At 72.9% G+C, this 16,949-nt stretch carries 17 protein-coding genes; 6 read left to right on the top strand and 11 right to left on the bottom strand.

Going from position 1 to position 16,949, the window contains the following annotated elements; all coding sequences use genetic code 11:
- Nucleotides 1–6: 6 nt before the first annotated feature.
- From MQE23_RS01675 to MQE23_RS01660, 4 genes are all read left to right on the top strand, one after another.
- A complete protein-coding gene (locus MQE23_RS01675) occupies nt 7–273 on the top strand; it encodes a DUF5133 domain-containing protein (RefSeq protein WP_037666850.1) in 267 nt (88 codons plus the stop codon).
- A gap of 112 nt (nt 274–385) precedes the next feature.
- The gene (locus tag MQE23_RS01670; protein WP_020269773.1) at nt 386–1,243 is read left to right on the top strand and encodes an ANTAR domain-containing protein; all 858 of its coding nucleotides are present in this window, start codon (nt 386–388) and stop codon (nt 1,241–1,243) included.
- Nucleotides 1,244–1,356: 113 nt separating this feature from the next.
- Nucleotides 1,357–2,196, top strand: coding sequence for a DUF1206 domain-containing protein (locus tag MQE23_RS01665; RefSeq protein WP_243377949.1), 840 nt, complete (start codon nt 1,357–1,359; stop codon nt 2,194–2,196).
- A gap of 28 nt (nt 2,197–2,224) precedes the next feature.
- Entirely contained in the window at nt 2,225–2,659 is a 435-nt protein-coding gene (locus MQE23_RS01660; protein ID WP_037666849.1) for a hypothetical protein, read from the top strand.
- Nucleotides 2,660–2,680: 21 nt separating this feature from the next.
- Here the strand turns inward: MQE23_RS01660 and MQE23_RS01655 are convergent, their stop codons facing one another.
- The 8 genes from MQE23_RS01655 to MQE23_RS01620 all read right to left on the bottom strand — a co-directional run bounded on the left by MQE23_RS01655 (nt 2,681) and on the right by MQE23_RS01620 (nt 12,147).
- The gene (locus MQE23_RS01655) at nt 2,681–4,921 is read right to left on the bottom strand and encodes an FUSC family protein (RefSeq protein WP_243377948.1); all 2,241 of its coding nucleotides are present in this window, start codon (nt 4,919–4,921) and stop codon (nt 2,681–2,683) included.
- 88 nt (nt 4,922–5,009) lie between these two features.
- On the bottom strand, nt 5,010–6,380 hold the full coding sequence (locus tag MQE23_RS01650) for an NAD(P)/FAD-dependent oxidoreductase (protein WP_243377947.1): 1,371 nt from the start codon (nt 6,378–6,380) through the stop codon (nt 5,010–5,012).
- A 218-nt stretch (nt 6,381–6,598) separates the two neighbouring features.
- Entirely contained in the window at nt 6,599–8,329 is a 1,731-nt protein-coding gene (locus MQE23_RS01645; RefSeq protein ID WP_243377946.1) for a SpoIIE family protein phosphatase, read from the bottom strand.
- Nucleotides 8,326–9,741: an ATP-binding SpoIIE family protein phosphatase gene (locus MQE23_RS01640; RefSeq protein WP_243377945.1), complete on the bottom strand. Its 1,416-nt coding sequence runs from the start codon at nt 9,739–9,741 to the stop codon at nt 8,326–8,328. The genes MQE23_RS01645 and MQE23_RS01640 overlap by 4 nt, the downstream gene beginning before the upstream one ends.
- The gene (locus tag MQE23_RS01635; RefSeq protein WP_037666906.1) at nt 9,741–10,181 is read right to left on the bottom strand and encodes an anti-sigma regulatory factor; all 441 of its coding nucleotides are present in this window, start codon (nt 10,179–10,181) and stop codon (nt 9,741–9,743) included. Before MQE23_RS01635 ends, MQE23_RS01640 begins: the two co-directional genes overlap by 1 nt.
- Nucleotides 10,181–10,600: an STAS domain-containing protein gene (locus tag MQE23_RS01630; protein ID WP_020269765.1), complete on the bottom strand. Its 420-nt coding sequence runs from the start codon at nt 10,598–10,600 to the stop codon at nt 10,181–10,183. Before MQE23_RS01630 ends, MQE23_RS01635 begins: the two co-directional genes overlap by 1 nt.
- Nucleotides 10,597–11,484, bottom strand: a complete 888-nt coding sequence (locus MQE23_RS01625; protein WP_020269764.1) for an STAS domain-containing protein — start codon at nt 11,482–11,484, stop codon at nt 10,597–10,599. The genes MQE23_RS01630 and MQE23_RS01625 overlap by 4 nt, the downstream gene beginning before the upstream one ends.
- 261 nt (nt 11,485–11,745) lie before the next feature.
- Nucleotides 11,746–12,147, bottom strand: coding sequence for an STAS domain-containing protein (locus MQE23_RS01620; protein ID WP_020269763.1), 402 nt, complete (start codon nt 12,145–12,147; stop codon nt 11,746–11,748).
- A 341-nt stretch (nt 12,148–12,488) separates the two neighbouring features.
- Here MQE23_RS01620 and MQE23_RS01615 point away from each other — a divergent pair, with 341 nt between their 5' ends.
- Nucleotides 12,489–12,860: a PRC-barrel domain-containing protein gene (locus MQE23_RS01615; protein ID WP_243377944.1), complete on the top strand. Its 372-nt coding sequence runs from the start codon at nt 12,489–12,491 to the stop codon at nt 12,858–12,860.
- A gap of 55 nt (nt 12,861–12,915) precedes the next feature.
- On the opposite strand, the gene MQE23_RS01610 is transcribed toward MQE23_RS01615, so the two are convergent.
- Nucleotides 12,916–13,350: an ATP-binding protein gene (locus MQE23_RS01610; RefSeq protein ID WP_010033269.1), complete on the bottom strand. Its 435-nt coding sequence runs from the start codon at nt 13,348–13,350 to the stop codon at nt 12,916–12,918.
- A 116-nt stretch (nt 13,351–13,466) separates the two neighbouring features.
- Nucleotides 13,467–15,365 carry an AMP-dependent synthetase/ligase gene (locus tag MQE23_RS01605; RefSeq protein WP_243377943.1) on the bottom strand — a complete coding sequence of 633 codons (1,899 nt, stop codon included), beginning with the start codon at nt 15,363–15,365 and terminating at the stop codon, nt 13,467–13,469.
- 149 nt (nt 15,366–15,514) lie between these two features.
- On the opposite strand from MQE23_RS01605, the gene MQE23_RS01600 reads away from it, so the two are divergent.
- Complete coding sequence (locus MQE23_RS01600; RefSeq protein WP_020269869.1) at nt 15,515–15,748, top strand: DUF6480 family protein; 234 nt, start codon at nt 15,515–15,517, stop codon at nt 15,746–15,748.
- Nucleotides 15,749–15,797: 49 nt separating this feature from the next.
- On the opposite strand, the gene MQE23_RS01595 is transcribed toward MQE23_RS01600, so the two are convergent.
- A complete protein-coding gene (locus tag MQE23_RS01595) occupies nt 15,798–16,886 on the bottom strand; it encodes a glutamate--cysteine ligase (protein WP_020269868.1) in 1,089 nt (362 codons plus the stop codon).
- Between the last annotated feature and the right edge of the window lie 63 nt (nt 16,887–16,949).

Genomic DNA, 16,949 nt, shown 5'->3' with positions numbered 1-16,949 from the left:
AAGCCAATGCTGAGGCCCCATCCCGCCGTGCTGCGCCGCCTCGTCGACGAATACCAGGCACTGTCGGCCGTCGTGAGAGCGAGCGACCCGGCCGACGCGAGCGCGCGGGCACGCGACCTTGCGTACACGTTGTGCGTGTCCACCGGCACCCGGGACGTCGAGCGTGCCCTGGAGGTCGCTCATCAGTGGCTCGCGACCGCACCCGCACCGGCCCGCGAGTCCGCCCTGCCCACCGTCACCGGGCAGCGCATGCCGACCCCGGAGCCCGCGTGATGTGAGTGTGCCCGTGATGTGACGGGGAAGGCGTGGCACCGAAAGGGCCCGGCCGACGGCGGCAGCCGAGGCCGGGCCCTCTCGTGTCACGCCACCCAGAGCAGGGAGTTCCATGTCCACAGCGGGACGGAAGGCCGCCGACGACGACGCCGAGCTGGAGCGCCTGCGCGCCGAGCTGCGCGACCTCCGGGCCCGGGCTCGCGTGTACCCGCTGATCTCACAGGCCCAGGGCATGCTCCAGGAGCGGTACGCGCTGCCCGACGGGGAGAGCGCCTTCGCGCTGATGCAGCGGGCGTCCCAGCGGTACAACGTCAAGCTGCGGACCCTTGCGGGGATCCTGGTGACCGCACCGCCCCCCGACAGCCGGGAACGACTGTGGTTCCCGCGCCGCGTCCGCCGGCCGGAACCGGACCTGACGTTCACCTCGGCCCACCGGTCCGGGTCCGGCAGCCGCGGCGCCGTCCTGAAGGCCGTGTTGAGCAGCACCCTGGCCGTGGTCGACACCGACATGGGCAACGTCCAGCTCACCGACCCGGCCCGGGGCGGCCTGCGCATCGAGGAGCACACCGGACTCACGCCCGACTTCGTCGACTTCTTCGCCCACGTCGGCGACGACGGAACCGCCTGCGCGCGGGCCGCCCGCGACGTCGCCCAGGTCACCGTGCGGGACGTGGAGAGCGACCCGGTGTTCAGCGAACCGGCCCGCCGGGCCATCCTGGCGGCGGGCAGCAGGGCCTGCCACAGCGTCCCGCTGACCACGGCCTCCGGCCTGTGCGTCGGCATGGTCTCGGCCCACCTCGACCGGCCCGTCCAGGGACTGACGACGGCCCAGACCAGAGCCCTCGACACCGTGGGCGGCGAGGCGGGCCGGTGGCTCGCCTGGCACGACCGCACGGTGGTCCTGGACGCCCTGGAGCACCTGCACGCCCTCGGCCGCGCCGGCCGGGGATCGAGGTTCCGGCGCTCCTGACCGCCCGCGGCAGAACCCCGCCGTGCCCCTGCCGTGACCGGAATCCCCTGGTCCGGCGGCCGGGCCGGGTGTGTGCCGGCCGAGCCGGGGCATTCGGAGTGCCGGGAGGTCCAATGAACACGAGTGCGATGGCACAAGGCGGTCGGATCCGGGCCCGGCGAGCGGCGCGGGGTTCGGCGATCGAGGGGGCGGCACGGGCGGGCCTGGCCGCCCGGGGTGTGATCTATCTGCTCGTCGGGGCCCTGGCCCTGCAGATCGCCTTCGGCGACACGGGCGAGCAGGCCGACCGCGGGGGAGCCCTGGCCGCACTGGCGCAGCAGCCGTTCGGCGCGGTGCTGCTCTGGGCACTGGGCATCGGCCTTGCCGGCATGGCCCTGTGGCGGTTGTCCGAGGTGCTGTTCGGCTCCGTCGGACCGGACGGCCGCAGCGCCCGCAAGCGGCTGCTGGCGGCGGCCCGCTTCGCGTTCTACGTCTTCGTCGCCTACTCCGTGCTGTCGTTCGCGGCCCACCGGGGCGGAAGCGGCGGCGGATCCAGCGACCGGCAGTCCCAGGACGCCACCGCCAGGGCCCTGGAGATGCCCGCCGGCCAGTGGCTGGTCGGCGCGGCCGGCATCGCGATCGTCGTGGCCGGCGGCTGGATCGGCGTACGGGCGGTGCTCCGCAAGTACCACGACAAGCTCCGGCTCGGGCAGATGAGCCCCCGGACGCGGCGGCTGGTGGACGTCACCGGCATGGCCGGCGGCGCAGCCCGCGGGCTGGTGTTCGCCGTGGCCGGTGTCTTCGCCGTCCGCGCGGCGGTCGACTACGAACCCGACCGGGCCAAGGGCCTGGACGACACCCTGCGCAGCTTCGCGGACACCCCGCTCGGCCCCTGGCTGCTGGTCTGCGTCGCCGCCGGGCTGGTGCTGTTCGGGGTGTTCTCCTTCGCCATGGCCCGCTGGCGCCGCGTCTGAGCCGCGTCATCCGGGGAACACGAAGCCAATGAGCGATTCCGAGATTCCGCATGGCGACGGCCGGCCCGTGGACGTGTACCTGGACCTCCTGCGCATCCGGATGGACACGGAGGACTACCGTCTCCTGATGCGCGTGGTGGAACCGGTCCTCCAGGCGATCGACGAGGAGCGCCTGTCCAGCCTCGACTTCGCACTCGACTCCGGGGCCGACGACGAACTGCCCCAGGAGGTCCGTGACGAGGTGGCCCTCGTCATCGCCACCGCCGTCACCGGCCGCCTGGACAACGAAGTGATCGAACTCGACGTCGACGAGACGGGCCCGGTCAGGATCGTCACGGACGCGTCCACCGCGTCCGACCCGGTCCGCCTCGGCGAGATCGCCGACTACATCAAGGAACGGCACCGGCAGACGGAGGAGCTGCGGGGCATCGCCAAGGTGAGCGGACTGCCCACCGACTTCTGAGCGCCCCCGGTCCTCACGTCCTCAGGCCCGTGGTTCCGCCACCGGCACGCCCAGCGGCCGGGCGAGTCCCACCACGGCCTCGTCCAGCCTCTCCAGATGCCGCAGCACGCGGTCGGTGATCCGGCCGTAGCGCGGTGTGCCGGCGTCGGACCCCAGCAGTGAGGCGATGCTCGGCCCGGTCTCGACCCGCGCGGCGGCGTGCTCGTCCTCGACCCGGGCCGCGATGGTCTCGATGTTGCGCACGGTGCGCCCCGCGGCCCCGCGCAGCCGGGGGTCCGCCGCGATCGAGGGATGCGTGGGCAGCAGCTCGGCGGTGGCCGCCAGCGTCCGCGCGTGGTAAGCGCAGGTCTCCAGCAGCGCCACCACGTACCGGGCCGTGTGGCGCCGGGCCCGCAGGGGCGTGACCGGATGGGTCAGCGGCTGCGTGGCCGCCCGCAGATCGGCCAGCGCCTGGTCCAGATCGCGCGCCTTGTCCAGCAGCTCGTCCGCCGGCCCGCCGCTCAGCTGGCCGACCGCGGCCTCGGTGACATCGGCCAGCCGTTCCAGGACCGTACCGAGCAGCTCGTTCGTCCGGCGGTCGGTCCGCACCGGCAGCACCAGCGCCGCCGCGACCACCCCGCAGGCCGCGCCCAGCGCCGTCTCCTCCACCCGCAGCAGGAGCACGTCGAGGCTGTAGGTGTGCAGCAGCGTGTACAGCAGCCCCAGCATCGCGGTCACGAAGAACGACATCAGCGTGTACGACAGCGGCGCCACGTAGAACATCGCGAAGATCAGCACCAGGACCAGCGCGAACGCCGTCACGGTGTGCTGCCCGACCAGCCCCGCCAGGACGATGCCCGCCACCACGCCGAACACCGTGCCCAGCAGCCGGCGGTAGCCCTTGACCAGGATCTCGCCCGTCGACGCGGTGTTCAGGAAAACGATCCAGCACGTCAGGACCGCCCAGTACCAGCGCTGCGTGGACAGCAGCTCACCGCCCACGATGGCCAGCGCCGATCCGACGGCGACCTGCACGGCCGCGCGCGTGGTGGGCCGCCGCAGCCCCTTCTCCTCCTCCTCCGACGGCTCCTCGGCGCTGTCGATCGCTGCGTCCTCCGCGTCCAGCTCCTCGCGGGAGCGGGCGGTCGCGGGGGTGTCGTCGGACTCGTCCTGCGGGCCGTCCAGCGCGATCCGCAGCCCCAGCACGGAGCGGGCCGCCTCGCCGATGCCGCGGAACACGTCCTGGACGGCGGCGGGCGCGGGCGGCAGGTTCTCCTCGTCCCGGTAGCCGAGGAGGCGGTTGCGCACGTGGGCCAGGGCGGTCCCCGTGTCGCCGCTTCCGGCCCGCAGCACGAGGGTGCGCAGTGCCTGGAGGTCGCGGCGGAGCGTCGCGGTGGCCTCGTCCGGCACGGCCGGCTGCCCCACCGACGGCGCGGGCGCGCCCGGCAGGTGCAGGGTGAGGGTGTCGGCCCGTTCGGCGCTGCGGGCGGTCAGCAGCAGCAGGCCGAGCCGCTCGGCGGCGATCTCGGCGTCCGCGATGCGGCGCTGCACGAGCCGCGCCGCCGACTCGTCGGGGGTGCCCTCCTCCAGCTGTGCCTGGATCATCATCGCCGTCTCGTGCAGCCGCGCGGTGCCGTCGCGCACGGCCTCCAGGGCCTTGTCCATGTCGTCCGGGCCGGCGTCGAGCAGGTCGAGCTGCGCGGACACCAGCTGGGCCAGCCGGGCGCGGAAGGCCAGCCGCAGCCGCAGCAGGACGCCCGTGGGGGTCGCGGGCACGACCGCGAAGCGCAGCAGGGCACTGGAACAGAACGCCAGGGCGATGGCACCGCACAGCGTGGGCAGCGCGGACACCTCGGCGCCGACGAACAGCGACAGGAAGTAGATCTGGAAGCCGATGAGTCCCAGCGCGGTGCCCCGGTCGCCGAACCGGCGGCCGTAGACCGCGCAGAAGATCAGGACGACGAAGAAGACGTCACCGGCGTAGAGGCGCGCGTTGAGCACCGCGCCCAGCGACACGGAGGCCAGCGCCACCGGAAGGCCCAGCGCCAGCGTCACGGCCTGCGCGCCGAGCTGCTTCTCCCGGATGGCGAAGGTGGCGACCATCGCCGCCATGGCCCCCGCCACCAGGAGATGCACATCGGCCCGCAGCAGGGCGAGCACGGCCAGCGTGAGGGCGATGGCGCCGACCGTCCGCAGCCCGGCCGTCAGGCGCAGCAGCCCCGGGTCGGACGCGGCGATCCGGTCCCGCAGTCGTGCCCGCACCGAGCGTCCCGCTGCCCTCACGCCGCCGCACTCTCTCCCGACTCACCACACCAAGATCCGCACCTCAGCATGACATGCCACGAGCGGACGGTCCCCTCCGGCCCGGTCCTCAGTCCTGCCGGCTGGTCCCTTCGACGTGTGCCCGCACCTGCTCCGGCGTCAGATAGGCGTCGGTGTACTCGAAGTCCTTCAGCCTCGCTGCCTTGCGGGCCTGGAACCCGGTCCGTACGAAGTCGTCGCCGGCGACCGCGTTGAGGAGCCAGTTCGTCATCACCCGGGTCTTGGCGACGTTGGTGCGCAGCGCCGACCAGTGGTAGCCCCGTGCCACGGCCTGGGCGGGCAGGCCGCGCAGCTCGATGCCCAGCGGCTTGGAGACCGCGTCGGTGCCGCCGAGGTCGACGACGAGCCCCAGGTCCTTGTGGACGTACGGCCGCATCGGCCCGCCCCGCAGTGACGCGATGACGTTGTCGGCGACGTGCCGGCCCTGCCGCAGGGCGTGCTGCGCCGTGGGCGGGCACATGGCCCCGTCTCCCTTGGCCAGGTCGGGCACGGCGGCCGAGTCGCCGAGCGCGAACACCCCGTCGTCGCCCGGCAGGTTCATCTCGGGGGCGACCGCGAGGCGCCCCTTGACGGTCTCCGCGCCCAGCGTGGCGATGAGGGGGCTGGCGACGACCCCGGCCGTCCAGATGAGCGTGCGGGTCGGGATCACCCGCCCGTCGGTGAAGGTGACCTCCTCCGGGCCCGCCTTCGCGATGGAGACGCCGAGGGAGATCTCGATGCCCCGTCGGCGCAGGATCTCCTGCGCACTGCTGCCGAGCTTGTCGCCGAGCTCCGGCATCAGCTTCGGCGCGATGTCGATCAGATGCCACTTGATCAGGCCCGGGTCCAGCCGCGGATAGCGCTTGACGGCGGCGTGCGTCAGCCGCTGGAGGCACGCCGCGGTCTCGGTTCCCGCGTAGCCGCCGCCGACCACCACGAACTGCAGCCGTGAGGCCCGCTCGACCGGGTCCTGGCTCGCGCCGGCCAGGTCCAGCTGCGAGATGACGTGGTCACGGATGTACGCGGCCTCGGCGAGCGTCTTCATTCCGAACGCGTGGTCCGTCAGCCCCGGGATGTCGAAGGTGCGGGTGATGCTGCCGGGGGCCAGCACGATGTAGTCGTACGGCTCGTTGACGATCTGGTCGGTGATCGTGCGGATGACGCAGACCTTGGACTTCAGATCCACGCCGATGGCCCCGCCCGGAATGATCCGTGTGCGGTACTTCTTGCTGCGGCGCAGCGAGACGGCGATCGACTGCGGCGTCAGCACCCCGGAGGCGACCTGGGGGAGCAACGGCAGGTAGAGCTGGTAGGCGAACGGCGTCACCAGCGTGACGTCGGCCTCGTCCGGGGAGAGTTTCCGTTCCAGACGGCGGACGCACTCCACACCGGCGAAGCCTGCGCCAACCACCAGGATCCTGGGTCGTGTCACGGTGTTCATCCCTTTCTGCGGCTCCAGGCGGTCTGCCTCGAACGCCTATCGACTGCCCCTGGATCGCTGGTTCGCACCCCATTGATCCCACCGCGTGTCCGACCGGCACGCCAGTCGGACGCGGCAGGCAGACGAACGCGTCGATCACCACCATGCCCGCCCCGTGGCCGAAAAGCACCAGGCCGGCGTGAAGAAGGCGTGCACACACCGGCCGGGCGGACCGTATGTCAGCCCGCCACGTCCCCCTGGAGATGGCACAGCAGCAGGCACACGTCGTCGTCACGCTCGGAATCGCTCAGCAGCGGATGCAGGATCCGGTCCGCCGAGCCCTCCAGATCCGCGTCCAGCTCCGCCGAACGGAACCCGCCGAGCGCCGAGGCCAGCCGCTCGATACCCGGGTCTATGCCCTGAGCGCGCCGCTCGACCAGCCCGTCCGTGTACAGCGCGAGCGTCGAGCCCGGCGACAGGTGCACCGTGTGGTCGGCGATCTCCTGGGTGAGGGGGATGCCCAGCATGGCGCCGGGTTTGGCGTCGAGCGTGCGCACGGTTCCGTCGGGCAGCCGCAGCACCGGCGGCGGATGGCCTGCGGCGGCCCAGGTCAGCGTGGGCTCGTCCGGGTGCAACCGGGCGATGACGGCCGTGGCGTACAGGTCCGGCTGGAGATGGTGCAGGAACCGGTGCAGCCGGGTCAGCAGCCGGCCCGGGCTGTCGCCGTCGACGGCGTACGCCCGCAGCGCGGTGCGCAGCTGGCTCATCATGACGGCCGCGTGCAGACCGTGCCCGGTGACGTCGCCGACGACGGTGATGAGACCGCCGTCCCGCTGGGGGAACGCGTCGTACCAGTCACCGCCGATGTTCAGCCCGTGGGTGGCGGGCAGGTAGCGCGCCGCCAGGCTGAGGCCCGGCGTGGCCGGCAGGTCCGTGAGCAGGGCGCGTTGCAGCGTCTCGGCGATGTCGCGGTTGTGCTCGAAGCGCCGGGCGTTGTCGATCGCGATGCTGGCCCGCCGGGTGAGCTCGATCAGCATCACCGCGTCGTCGGGGTCCCAGCGCGCACCGGGCGGCGACAGGGTCAGCACCCCCAGCGGGGCCCGGCGCGTCGGCAGCGGAACGCACAGCAGCGGCCGTGTGGGATCGAGCGCGGACGGCGGCTGGTCGTCGACGCCGGGCAGGCCACCGGGATGGTCGGCGGCGTACTGCGGGCGCCCGGTCCGGGCCGCGACCACGGCGGCGGCCGGATGCGGCGCCGACCGGTGCCTGTCGTCCTCGTGGTCGAACAGCCAGACGTCGACGCTGCGGGCATACTCCGGCACCAGCAGGTCCGGCAGCCGGCGCACGATCTCCTCGTGGTTGAGCGAGGCCGTCAGCACGGCGCTCGCGTCCGCGAGGAAGGTCAGTCTGCGGCGGGCGCTCTCCGCCTCGTTGCGTGCGCTGCGCTCGGCGGCGAAGGCCTCGCGCTGGGCCCGGCCGGCCGCGTCCAGCTCGGCGTGCAGCGCCAGGACGCCCTGGTTCGTCTGGTGCAGCTCCTCGCGGTGGAAGGCGACCAGATCCTCCTGCTCGGTGAGCTTGTCCAGCACCACGGCCGTGTCCTCGTCGGCGCCGAGCAGCGCCTCCGCGAGGGCGGCGGCATCCTCCTCGACGGTGCCGCTCTCCGTGGCCCGGGCCACCTCGGGGCAGGGGACTGTAACCTCCCACGGCGGCTCTCCGGCGGCTGCCGACGCGTCCGGCGACGGCGTCACCACGGCGTGCAGCAGCCCCTCCTCGGCGGGGGACCCGGCCATGTCCAGCGTGAGCAGCCAGGTGCCGCCCTTGGTGAGGCACTGCCGCAGCTGGGCGCTGAGGGCGGCGGCCAGCCTGGTCCGTTCGACGGTGGGCACACCGTACGCGGCGGCCAGGCGCGCGAGGGCGATGCGGGCGCGTGCCGCATCGGTGACGGTGGTGATCTGCCAAGTGCGCATCATGGGCGTTCCGGCGGGGTGGGAGTGAGCACGGCCACGGCGGTGTCGTCCCGCACCGGACGGGCGGGACTGCTCGCGTCACGTATCGCCACGGCGGCCGTCACGGCCGGGTCGGCCGTGGACAGACCGGCGTCGGACGGCGGCGTCCAGCGGCTGGGCAGGCCGTCGGTGTGCAGGACAAGCAGCCGGTCGGCCGCCCAGTCGGCCTCCTCCTCGCGGAGGGTGGCGGGCCGGTGCACGCCGACGATGCCGGGCCGCGACAGCAGCGGACGCCAGGTGCCGTCCGCGCGCAGCCGCGCCCCCACGTTCCCGATGCCGGCGAACCGCAGCAGCCCGGCCCGTACGTCGAGCTGGGCCAGGGCGACGGCCGCGCCCCGGGTGCCCTTCAGCGCGTCGTGGAGCCGCCGCAGTGACTCGGCGGGCGTGAGATGAGCCCAGCGGTACAGCGCCGTGACCGCGGCGGACGAGGCCCGGGCCGCCTCCGGGCCGTGCCCCAGACCGTCCGCCAGCATCAGCGTCAGCCGGTCCCCTGAACGCACCCACGCCCAGGCGTCACCCGAGTACTCGGCTCCGCCGTAGGGGATGTTCACACCTCCGGCGCGCACGCCGGCGACGGGCACGGACCGGTCACCCGACGGGCCGGGCCGCCCGTCGGGACGCGGTGCGCCGGGGCCCCGCACCTCGCCGTCCGGAACCACGGAGTCCGGCTGGGGACCGGGTTCGTTCCCGAGGACACCACTGTGCCCGGGCACGCTGCCGGCCTGCCCCGGGAGACCCGGCGCACCGCCGGGCGCCGCCGCGTGCCCCGTCAGGGCGCCGCACGCCACGGCTCCCACCGGCGCGTGTGCATCACCGCCCGGCCACCAGCCGCCGGCCAAGGCCCCGCCCTCGGACCACGCCGAGGCGCCGGGAACAGCCGTACCGTGCGCCGGACCCCGGCCGCCCGGCATCGATTCGGCCCCCGTCCGCCCCTCCGGACCGCCGCCACCGCGGGGCGTGGTGCCCACGCGGGCCACCGCGACCGTGCCGCGGCCGGGCGTGCTGTGCAGGGCGAAGTCGTCGGCGAGCCGCTGACACGTGCCGAGGCCCGCGCCGAGCGAGCCGGTCGTGGAGAAACCGTCGCGGAGGGCCGCGGGCATGTCCGCGATGCCCGGGCCGTGGTCGATCGCGGCGATCTGCACGACCCGCGACTCCGTACCGCCCTCCCGTGGCGCGGGCGGCGCCACGATGTCGATGAGGACCTGACCGCCCTCGGCGTGTTTGAGCAGATTCGTGGCGAGCTCGGTCGCGACCAGCGCGGCGGCCGCGGTGCGCCGCTCGTCGAGACCGGCCAGCGCGGCCGCGCTCTCCGCGGCGACCCGCGCGTCGCGCACCCGCGTCGAGTCGCGTACCGGGACGTCCCACACGCGCGGCATCAGGCCTCCTCGCGGGGGCGCGGCGGCTGGGCCGCCCAGCAGGTCACCCGCACGGTGGTGCCGTCGCCCGGCGTGCTGTCGATCTCGAAGTCGTGCACGAGGCGCCGCGCGCCGCTCAGCCCCATCCCCAGCCCGTCGCCGGAGGTGTAGCCGTCGCTGAGCGCCTGGTCCAGGTCGGCGATGCCCGGCCCTTCGTCGCTGAAGGCCAGCCGGAGCCCCTGCACACCGCCGCTGCTGATGTGTGTCGCCTCCATCTGTCCGCCACCGCCGTGCACGAGGGTGTTGCGGGCCAGCTCGCTGGCTGCCGTGACCAGCTTGGTCTGCTCCACCAGGCCGAAGCCGAGCCGGGCCGCGGCCTGCCGCACGTGCTGTCGCACCCATACCAGGTCCATGTCCGACCGGATGGGCAAGCAGGCCTCCACGCCCGCGGCAGTGTGCATCACGGACTCTCCTGACGCGGGCCGTCCGGACGGTACGCCGGGGTCTGCTGCGTGAGGAGCTCCATGCCCGCCTCGGTGCTGAGCGCCGTGCTCAGCCCGGGCAGCGTCAGGCCCAGTTCCGCCAGGGTGATGGCGACCGCCGGGCGCATGCCGGCCACCACGGTCCGCGCGGCCAGCAGCTTGGCCTGCGCCGCGATCTCGGCCAGCACCCGGCCGAGGAAGGAGTCGACGATCTCCACACCGGAGATGTCGATGAGGACACCACGCACCCCGGTACGGGAGATGGTCTCCGCGAGATCCTGCTGGAGCTGCTGCGCCGTGCTGTCGTGCAGGTCCCCCTGGAGCGTGACCAGCAGGACGTCGCCGAGCCGGAGAACCGGGACGTGGCCCGTGACCGGACGGGAGTACGCGTCGCTCACCGCTGACCCGCACCCGGGTTCACGATGTCCGCGCCGAGCTCGTGCAGCGCGTACCTCAGCGCGTCGGAGAGGCTGGCGCGAGTGATCACGTCCAGGTCCAGACCGAGATGCACGATGGTCTGCGCGATCGCGGGGCGGATGCCCGAGACGATGCACTGGGCGCCCATCAGCCGCGCCGCGGCGACCGTCTTCATCAGGTGCTGCGCCACCAGCGAGTCCACCGTCGGCACCCCGGTGATGTCGAGGATCGCGAACCGGGCGTGCTGGTCGACGACGGCGTTCAGCAGCGTCTCCATCACCACCTGGCTGCGGGCACTGTCCAGCGTCCCGATCAGCGGCACGGCCACGACACCGTCCCACAGCCGGATGACGGGCGTCGCCACCTCCATCAGCTGGAGCCGCTGCCGGTCGCTGAGCGCCTGCCACTCGCTCAGCGCCGTCTGCATGGCGACCAGCCGCAGGGTGCCCATCAGCACCGTCAGTGCCGTCGAACACGCCCGCAGATGCTCGGCCGGCGCCTCCTCCAGATCCGCGGCCAGCAGGTTCTCCACGGGCGGCCGCAGGGCGGCCAGCTCGCTGGCGACCTGGGTGTTCGACAGCCCGGCACGCGAGCGGGCCGCGCCCATCCGGGCCAGCTGCTCGCGCACCCCGCTGAATCCCGCGGCGTCCGGGTCCTCCACCTGATCCGAGTCGGCCACCTGGGCCAGCGCGTCCACGACGACCTTGCTCGCCTCCACCGCCTCGTCACGCGAGACGGTGAACACGGTGCGGAACAAGGGCTCGTCCGCCCACCGCTGGGCGATCTGCTCACGCCTGCGGTGCAGGAAGTCCCTGACCTCGTGTGTCGGCGTGGCGAGCTGTCCGTCCGCTTCGTGCTCCGGCACCTGGTTCTCTCCTCATCCGCGTTGCGTCGACCGAGCCCGCCAAAGGCAACGGGACGGTGCTGTGACACTTGCCGGGCGACAACTCTAACCATGCGCCGACCTCGTACGACACCGGATCCGGCGCAACCGATCCGGTTGTGGGGAACGGCGATTGGCCATCGCCGTCACCGCGCGCGGAACGGACCGCCGGCCGGGCAGAGCGGAGCGTGGACACCGGGCCGCCGGTCCCGCGGACGGCCTGCCCGAGGGGCTCCCGGCCCGTCAGGCGCTCTGTGCCCCCGGTTCCTCAGGGGTCTCCGGCGCCTCGTCGGCGCGGGCCAGAGCCTCGTCGACACTCTCCGATATAGGCACCGTGATGCTGACGCCGGTCAGGTCGAGGACGCGCCGCACGGCCGGCGTCGGGTTGATGACGTGCACGCTGCCGGCGGTCCTGCGGGTCTCCTGGTACACGCGCAGGATGATGTTCATCCCGGACGAGTCCATGAAGGGGACGGACGAGAGGTCGAGCAGGAAGTGTCGTCGGCCGTGGTGGAGTTGGTTGGCCAGATGGGCCTGGAACTCGGTCGCGGTGTCGACGTCCAGATAGCCGTCGACCGTGATCAGGGCCACGTCCTCCCGGGGCAGTTCGACCTCCACGGACAGCGGGTTCTGGGCGAGGGGCACGGGTACCTCCAACAAGTGCTACGGCCTGGGCAGGTCACCTCTGCGGATGACCGCGGTGCGGGGCGATGCCGGTCGTGGTGCGGGCGTTGCTGCCGTTTCTCATGTGCCTCCCTTCGCCACCGGGCTCCGTTTCCACCGCGCCCCCGCGATTACCCCGGAAACCGCCCCCCATGCCCCCGGGGACGAACCTTGCCGAAGCCCGCCGCCGACGACGTACGGTGGCAGGTGAGGGCGCCCGAATGCGCTTGCGGCACGAGGGTAGTTGCTGCTGTGGAGCGGGGTGGGCGGGAACCGTCCGCCGGACTCCGCGATCCGCACACCGTCAGGGAGGATGGAGCAGCGTGGCCATCGACAGAATCTGGTCGTACGCGCCGGGAAGCGGTCACGTCGAGGGGCAGGACCTGACCGGTTTGACCGTCGCCGCGACCGACGGCACGATCGGGCACGTGGACCGCGAGGCCGCCCCGCACGGCCTGCGCCACCTGGTCGTCGACACCGGCGTCTGGGTGTTCGGCCGCAGCGTCCTGGTGCCGGCCGGAGTCGTCACCGGCATCGACACGCAGGGCCGACGGATCACGCTGGCCTGCACCAGGGGAGACGCCAAGGCGGCGCCCCGCTTCCAGACCGACAGCGAGACCCGGGACCGGGAGTACCTCACGGCCGTGGGCGACTACTACGACCGGCTGCCACCACGTGCGACGACCTCGGCATGAGCACTGAGCACTGAGCCGGTCACGGGCGTGGTGCCGCGCCCGTGACGCTCCCGGCTCACCAGGGCAGGAACACGTGCACGTCCTTGCCGCGCTCGTCGCTCACCACGCTGACCTGGTCGCACAGGGTGTGGATCAGGTGCCAGCCGATGCCGCCGCCCCCGCTGCGCGGATCGAACGGGCGCGGGGCCGGCTCCGTGGAACTGGTGTCGTGCAGCACCACATGCACCCCGTCGAAGGTCCGGCGCATCCGCAGTGCGAACGGACCCGGGGCGTACTGCACCGCGTTGGCGGCCAGTTCCGTCACCACCAACAGGATGTCGTCCCAGTACTCGGGGGCAGAGGGCGGCGAGGAGCGTGACAGATCCCGCAGGAACTCCTCCGCGGCCAGCCGCGCTCCCGTCACGTCGTGCGGCTCGCCCACGAAGCTGTTCGTGCGGCTCGGAATCTCCTCGGAGGTCAGTGCGTCATCCCCACGCGGCTCGGTTGACATATCGCCTTTCCGGCCCGGCGTCAGCAAGGGCTGTCGTCAGGGCTGTCGTCCTTTCTCTTGCGTCGCCACTGTTGCGTGTTCCCGAGGGGGCGAGGCCTACGCGTCCGGCTCCCCGCTCAACGGAACACGTTGTCCGAGTCGTCCCAGTTCAATGGTTCGTCCCGGGTGCTCGTGCGCCCGGGACGCCTGCGCGACTGGTACATCGCGTCGATCTCGGACGCGTAGTGCCGCACGATCTCGTCCCGGCGCAGCTTCATCGAGGGCGTCAGCAGTCCGTTGGTCACGTCGAACGGCTCCGGCAGGACCCGGAACACCCGGATCGACTCCGACCGCGACACGGAGCTGTTGGCCGCGGCCACGGCCCGCGCCACCTCCTCCCGCAGCGCGTTCTCCTCCCGCGCCTCGCGCATCTCGCCCTGCAGCGCCAGCGCCGCCCGCCAGTGCGCCAGGAACTCCGGATCCAGCGTGATCAGGGCGCCGACACAGGGCTGGTTGTCGCCCACGACCACCGCCTGGTGGATGAGCGGGTGCATCCGCAGCCGCTGCTCCAGGGCGGCCGGGGCGACGCTCTTGCCGCTGCTGGTGACGATGATGTCCTTCTTGCGGCCGGTGATCGTCAGATAGCCCTCGGAGTCCAGCTGCCCGAGGTCCCCGGTGGCCAGCCAGCCGCCGCGCAGCGCGGCCCGGGTGGCGGCCTCGTCACCCACGTATCCCTGGAACACCGACGGGCCGCGCACCAGGATCTCCCCGTCCTCGGCCACCCGGATCTCCGAGCCCGGCAGGGCCTGCCCGACGGTCCCTGACTTCTCCCGGCCCAGCGGCTGCATCGTCACCCCGCCGCCGGTCTCCGTCAGGCCGTACCCGTCGTGCACGTAGATGCCGATGCCCTCGTAGAACAGCGACAGCTCGCGGCTGAGGGGGGAGCCGCCGGACGTCGCCCGCCGCACCCGGCCGCCCAGCGCGGCCCGCAGCCTGCGGTACACCGTGCGCTCGTACAGGGCGTGCTGGAGCCGCAGATCGAATCCGGGCCCGCGGCCCCGGCCCAGCCGCTGGCGTTCCAGGGCCGCGGCGAAGTCCCGCGCCGTCTCGGCGGCCCGCTCGAACAGACCGCCGTGTCCGCCCTGCTGGGCCGTGCGCAGGAAGTTCTTGTAGATCTTCTCGAAGACGGACGGGACCGCGTAGAAGTACGTCGGCCGGAAGGAGCACAGCGCCGACGACAGTGCCTCCCCGCCCAGCTCGGCCTGGTGGCCCATGAGCAGGCCGCCGCGCACGCACAGACCCTGGATCATCAGCCCGTACACGTGGGAGAAGGGCAGGAACGCCAGCACGGAGCCCTGCTCGCCGCGCGGCGCGGCCGTGTGCCCCCAGCCTTCCAGCAGCGTGTCGCACGGGGCGGCCAGGTTGCGGTGGCTGAGGGCGCAGCCCATGGCGTGGCCGGACGTGCCGGAGGTGTAGGCGATGACGGCCGTGGAGTCCGGCAGCACGATGCGGCGCATCGAGTCGACCGTGGCGAGCGGGACGAACTCGCCGCGCGCCGCCAGGTCCTCCAGCGCGCCCGCGTCGAGCTGCCAGACGTGGCGCAGCAGCGGCAGCGACGCGCACACCGAGCCGACGGTCATGACGCCCTGCTCGTCCTCCACGACCACGGCCACACAGCCGGCGTCCCGCAGGATCCACTCGACCTGGTCGCGCGACGACGTCGGATAGATCGGGACGACCTCGGCCCCCACGGCCCACAGCGCGTAGCACAGGACCGTCCACTCGTACCGGGTACGCGCCATGATCGCCACGCGGTGCCCCGGCGCTATCCCGGAGGCGATCAGCCCCTTCGCGACGTCCACCACCTGGTCGCGCAGTTCGATCGCCGTCACCTCATCCCAGGAGGCGGCGGCCGGGTCGGCGCGGCGGGCGAGCACCGGCCGGGTGGGTTCGCGGTCCGCCGTCTCGAAGACGCTGTCGGCGAGCCCGCCGGTCAGGGGCGAGACGGCCGGTGGAGCGAGGGCGAGGTCGCGCATGCTGCTCCTGACGGGTACGGGGTGTGACATTGCCGACGGGTAGCGTCATCGGCGGGGCTCGAATGTAGTCGAGCCGGGGCCCTCGGGGGTCGGGAAATACGGAAGTCGTCCCGCTGATGATCTCGGTGTGATCGGGGGACCCGGGAGGCATGAGTCACATCAGTCCCGATCCCGAACCCGAACGCAGCTCCGGCCTGGAACCGGGCGGCGGCGTACCGCCGGGAGAGACCCCGCCCGCGGAGAGCAGCCTGCCCGAGGCGGGGCCCCGGGAGACGCACAACCCGCCCAAGGGCTGGTCCAAGGCACCGATGGCCGTGATCCTCGTCCTCGTGGTGCTGATCGCGGCGTTCTTCCTGGCCTACGCCCTCGCTCTGATCCTCTGAGGTCCGGTCGGCGCGCTGCGAGCCGGTCTCCCGCAGCAGGCGGGACGCCTCACGCCTGGGTGTGCCGGACGCACTCGGTGACGACGTCCCGCAGGCTCCCCGTGCGCTCCATCAGGACGCGCTGCACCTGTGCGCCGTTGCCGTCCCGCAGCAGCTCCTCACAGGCGGCCCGGGCCCGCTCCAGGTCACCGGTGTCCGCGAGAGCCTCCTCGACATGGTCCAGCAGGGCACGCACGACCGCCTCGGCGGGCAGGCGCCGCATGGTGGCCGGGTGCAGCAGCTCGCCCGAAAGACCGGACCGGGCGGCCAGCCAGTCGGCCAGCCGCAGCAGGCTGACGCTGTGACCGAGCGGTTCCCGGCCGGCCCGCCACTCGCGCGCGGCGGTCTCCACCAGTCCGCGGACGAGCGTGGCGACCAGCGCGGCCGTACCCGAGTGCAGACAGACGTCCGACACCCGGATCTCCACCGTCGGATACCGCTGGGAGAGCCGCGCGTCGAAGTAGATCATCCCGTCGTCGAGGAGAGCGCCGGTGGCCACCATGTCCGCGATCAGCCGGTGGTACCGCTCGGCCGAGCCGAAGAGCTCGGTCGGGCCGGCCGACGGCCAGCGCAGCCACACCCGGCTGCGGTAGCTGCTGTACCCCGTGTCCTTGCCCTGCCAGAACGGCGAGTTCGCACTGAGCGCCGTCAGCACCTGAAGCCAGGGCCGCACCCGGTCGATGACCGCGACGCCCTCCTCGTCGGACTCGACGGACACATGCACATGGCAGCCCAGGACGAGCTGCTCCCGGGTGGCGATGCCGTACTGATCGGCCATCCACTGGTACCGGCGGTTGACGCCGATCGCGGGACTGACCGGCAGCGGTGACGTGGCGAGTGCCGCGACCGTGCAGCCGATCTCCCCGGCGTGCCGGGCCGCCTCCTTGCGGCAGCGGACGATCTCCGCGCGCAGGCTCTCCATGGAGGACTGCGGATGGGTGGCGAACTCCAGCATCTGCTCGTGGAGTTCCTTCTCGAAGACGTCCTGATCCGCGTCGTCCTGCGCGGCCCGGGCGAGCACGGCCGCGGACATCGCCCGCGGTTCCCCGGTCTCCGGATCGACCAGGAGGAGTTCCTCCTCCACTCCGACGGTGCGCACCCTGATGCCCGCCCTTCCCTGACCCTGCCGCGTCGACCACCGGGGGTTCCCGGTGGTACGACA

It is taken from the genome of Streptomyces sp. HP-A2021, assembly GCF_022807935.1.
GTDB classification, from domain to species: domain Bacteria; phylum Actinomycetota; class Actinomycetes; order Streptomycetales; family Streptomycetaceae; genus Streptomyces; species Streptomyces afghaniensis.
This window is presented reverse-complemented; position numbering and strand designations above follow the sequence as displayed.